The organism is Pseudomonas sp. (assembly GCF_050739935.1).
Classification (GTDB): domain Bacteria; phylum Pseudomonadota; class Gammaproteobacteria; order Pseudomonadales; family Pseudomonadaceae; genus Aquipseudomonas.
Window position 1 is genome coordinate 1 of the sequence record NZ_JBOICF010000054.1, and the last position, 3,674, is coordinate 3,674.

Sequence of the window (3,674 nt, forward strand, 5' to 3'; positions counted from 1 at the left end):
CAGCAAAACGCCGCGCATCAGCGCGGCGTTTGCGGTGCAACCTGCCCTGCGATCAGATCGAGAACGACGAACCGCAACCACAGGTGGTGCTGGCGTTCGGGTTCTTGATGACAAAGCGCGAGCCTTCCAGGCCTTCCTGGTAATCCACTTCGGCTCCTGCCAGGTACTGGAAACTCATTGGATCGACCACCAGGGCCACGCCTTCGCGCTCGACGATGGTGTCGTCTTCAGCGACATCTTCATCGAAAGTAAAACCGTATTGAAAACCCGAGCAACCGCCACCGGTCACGAACACTCGCAACTTCAGGCGATCATTGCCTTCTTCATCGACCAGGGTCTTCACCTTGTGCGCTGCACCCTCAGTGAACTGCAAAGCCACGGGGGTGAAGGATTCGACGCTCATGCTGACTATCTCCCGGCGCTGTGCCGCCATAATGCGTGATGGTGCGCATTATCCGCTTCTCCGAGAAAATCGGTCAAGAATTGTGCGGCTTTCGTCTGGGTGCGCCGACCAGAATCGGCATAGGGGGCGGCCTTCATAGGCCGCGCCCCTGCCACACCACCCGGCATGCGGGTCCGCACCGGGCGGTTCGAGAGATTGAGGTTATGAGAGACGCACCAGACCCATCCTGTCGAACCACGCTACGTTCAGCACTCGGTTGAGCTCAAAGCGGCTGTTGCGCCACCAACTGCATGAGCTGGCTGCCACCTTCCGTGCAGTTTGGGGGCTAGCACCCAAGGCGCGCAGTTCGCGGAAGATTGTCGGACCACGCCTCCATTGCTTCAGCTGGATCGCCCGCAATCGGTGTCGCACCCACTCGTCTAGCTCTCGCCAGACTCTCGGCGTTTGTGACAGCCCAAAGTAGGCTTTCCAACCCAGCAGATAAGGCCGTAAATTCCCGACAACCTGCCGCAGGCTGCGACCGCCCGAACGTCGGGTAAGCTCACGTATGCGCTGTTTGAATTGCTTACGCGCCTTGACCGCTACGCTTCTTTTCACACCCTGGGCCGACGCCCAGAAAGCGTATCCGAGAAACTTGCGACCGAACGCACTCGCCACCGCACTCTTGCTCTCATTGACGCTCAAGTGCAGCTTTTCGTACAGACGCCTCAGCAAAGCCATCACCCGCTGCCCCGCCCTATGACTGTGAACATATACATTCGCGTCGTCGGCATAGCGCACGAAGCAGTGGCCTCGACGTTCAAGTTCTCAGTCCACCTCATCCAGCAGCACATTCGCCAGCAGCGGCGACAGAGGGCCGCCTTGTGGCGCCCCACAGCGGCTTTTCTCGACCACGCCTTCAATCAGTGTTCCCGCATCCAGATACGCCCGGATCAGCCGGATAACCGCCCGATCCGCAACCCGCTTGCGCAGGCGGTCAATCAGGATGTCGTGGTCGACTCGGTCGAAGAACTTCTCCAGGTCAACATCCACTACCACTCGTCGACCCGAGGATATGTGGCGCTGGGCAGCCAGAACCGCACCCTGCGCACAGCGCCCCGGGCGGAAGCCGTAGCTGTGTTCGCTGAAGGTTGGATCGAGTAAGGGCTGCAAAACCTGCAGCACCGCCTGCTGGATCAAACGGTCGGTGACCGTTGGGATACCCAACTCACGCTGGCCGCCGTCCGGTTTGGGGATGACTACTCGTCGCACCGGACTGGGCCGGTAGACACCTGTAAGAAGTTGCTCACGAAGCACCGGCCATTGGTTCAGAAGATGTTCAGCAGTCTGTTCAATGTTCAGACCATCAACTCCTGCCACACCTTTGTTGGCCTTGACCCGCTTCCACGCCCGCTTCAGGTTTTCTCTCGCAAAGGCCCGCTCCAGCAGCCCTTGCCCTGCGCTATCGGTTTCATTTTGCGGGCGATTGACCTCGTCGCTGACGGGACTTTTCACGGCTTCACCGCTCGTTGTCGCCATCCGCCCCGCGTTTGGCAGGCATCTGACTTCCGGTCGCTCGCATCAACATGCCCTATAACGCTCTCTCTCGTTCGGCCCTTCGTCAAAAAAAAAAGACTACTACGGCCTCTGCTGACTTCTCGCTCCGGCGTGCACCGCCGCCCTTTCAGGCACAAGGCGAGATCTCCCCAGGTAAGAACGCAATCCTTCCCCGCACAACCGCCGAATTTACGGTGCCGCACCTTGACCACAAGAGCTTCGCGATTTGTTGCCCGCTCGCCCTGGTCGGCATCGCCTTATATCCGGTTCTTGTCCATCGGCTCACGGTTTCGATTCACGCTTCCTCCCCACACTTGGTCGCCCTCATGCAGTTGCGCTTCACTTCGTTCGCTGTGGTCAGCTCACGGCGGGACTTTCACCCGCAAGATTGCGCCCATGCTGGGCGCACAACAACAAGGCCCGCACCAGGCGGGCCCGTTTTCAGCAGCAGCGCTTAGGGCAGCAGGCCCGCATGCGAAAGGCCCATACGCTCATCCAGCCCAAAGAGGATGTTGAGGTTCTGCACCGCCTGCCCCGACGCGCCTTTGACGAGGTTGTCGATGACCGACAAGACCACGACCAGGTCACCATCCTGTGGACGGTGCACGGCAATACGGCAGACGTTGGCACCTCGCACGCTGCGGGTTTCCGGGTGGCTGCCGGCGGGCATTACGTCGACGAACGGTTCATCGGCATAGCGTTTTTCGAACAACGCCTGCAGGTCGACCGACCTGTCGGCAACGGTCGCGTACAGGGTGGAGTGAATACCGCGGATCATCGGCGTCAAGTGCGGAACAAAGGTCAGACCGACGTCGCCTCCTGCAGCCCGGCGCAGGCCCTGGGTAATTTCCGGCAGGTGACGGTGACCCTTGACCGCATAGGCTTTCATGCTTTCACCGGCCTCACAGAACAGCGAACCCACAGCCGCGCCACGACCTGCACCACTCACGCCCGACTTGCAATCGGCGATCAGGCGCGAGGCATCGGCGATACCGGCCTCCAGCAGCGGCAGGAAACCCAGTTGGGTTGCAGTGGGGTAGCAACCCGGTACGGCGATCAGGCGAGCCTGACGAATCTGCTCGCGGTTAACCTCAGGCAGGCCGTAGACCGCGTCCTTGAGCAGCCCCGGTGCGCCATGGGGCTGACCGTACCATTTGGCCCATTCATCGGCATCCTGCAGGCGGAAGTCTGCAGACAGGTCAATGACCTTGGTGCCTGCCGCCAGCAGTTCACCTGCCAGGGCATGGGCAACACCATGCGGAGTGGCGAAGAAGACCACGTCGCAGGCGGCCAGGGTTTTCACGTCCGGCACGCTGAAAGCCAGGCCGTCATAGTGACCACGCAGATTCGGGTACATATCGGCAACCGCCAGGCCGGCTTCGGAGCGCGAAGTGATTACCGCCACCTCAGCCTGTGGATGCTGCGCCAACAGACGCAACAGCTCAACCCCGGTGTAACCCGTGCCGCCAACGATACCGACCTTGACCATAACGCGTGCCCCTTATCAACGAACCAACAGGAAAGCCCACGATAATAGGGGGCCAGAAACACGCCCACAACTGTTGAGATGGCCCACCAGGCGCCTAGCCTCTACTATCTGACGACCGTGAACCCTGAAGGAACTCAACTCCATGCTTTTTCTCTGGATCAAAGCGCTGCATATCGTCAGCGTGGTCTGCTGGTTTGCTGGGCTGTTCTACCTACCGCGCTTGTTCGTCTACCACGCGCAAAGCCA

Annotated in this window: 3 protein-coding genes and 1 pseudogene; 1 reads left to right on the plus strand and 3 read right to left on the minus strand. The window is 60.3% G+C overall.

Annotation, left to right across the window (positions count from 1 at the left end):
* Positions 1-52: 52 nt before the first annotated feature.
* The 3 genes and pseudogenes from erpA to argC all read right to left on the minus strand — a co-directional run bounded on the left by erpA (position 53) and on the right by argC (position 3,428).
* A complete protein-coding gene (erpA, locus tag ACRER8_RS09500; protein WP_028942121.1) occupies positions 53-403 on the minus strand; it encodes an iron-sulfur cluster insertion protein ErpA in 351 nt (116 codons plus the stop codon).
* A gap of 201 nt (positions 404-604) precedes the next feature.
* A pseudogene (gene ltrA / locus ACRER8_RS09505) lies at positions 605-1,921 on the minus strand (group II intron reverse transcriptase/maturase).
* A 472-nt stretch (positions 1,922-2,393) separates the two neighbouring features.
* Entirely contained in the window at positions 2,394-3,428 is a 1,035-nt protein-coding gene (gene argC, locus ACRER8_RS09510) for an N-acetyl-gamma-glutamyl-phosphate reductase (RefSeq protein WP_431741439.1), read from the minus strand.
* 142 nt (positions 3,429-3,570) lie between these two features.
* Between argC and ACRER8_RS09515 the strand changes: the two genes are divergently transcribed.
* Positions 3,571-3,674, plus strand: a 104-nt coding sequence (locus ACRER8_RS09515) for a CopD family protein (RefSeq protein WP_431746075.1), incomplete at its 3' end; no start/stop codon positions are given.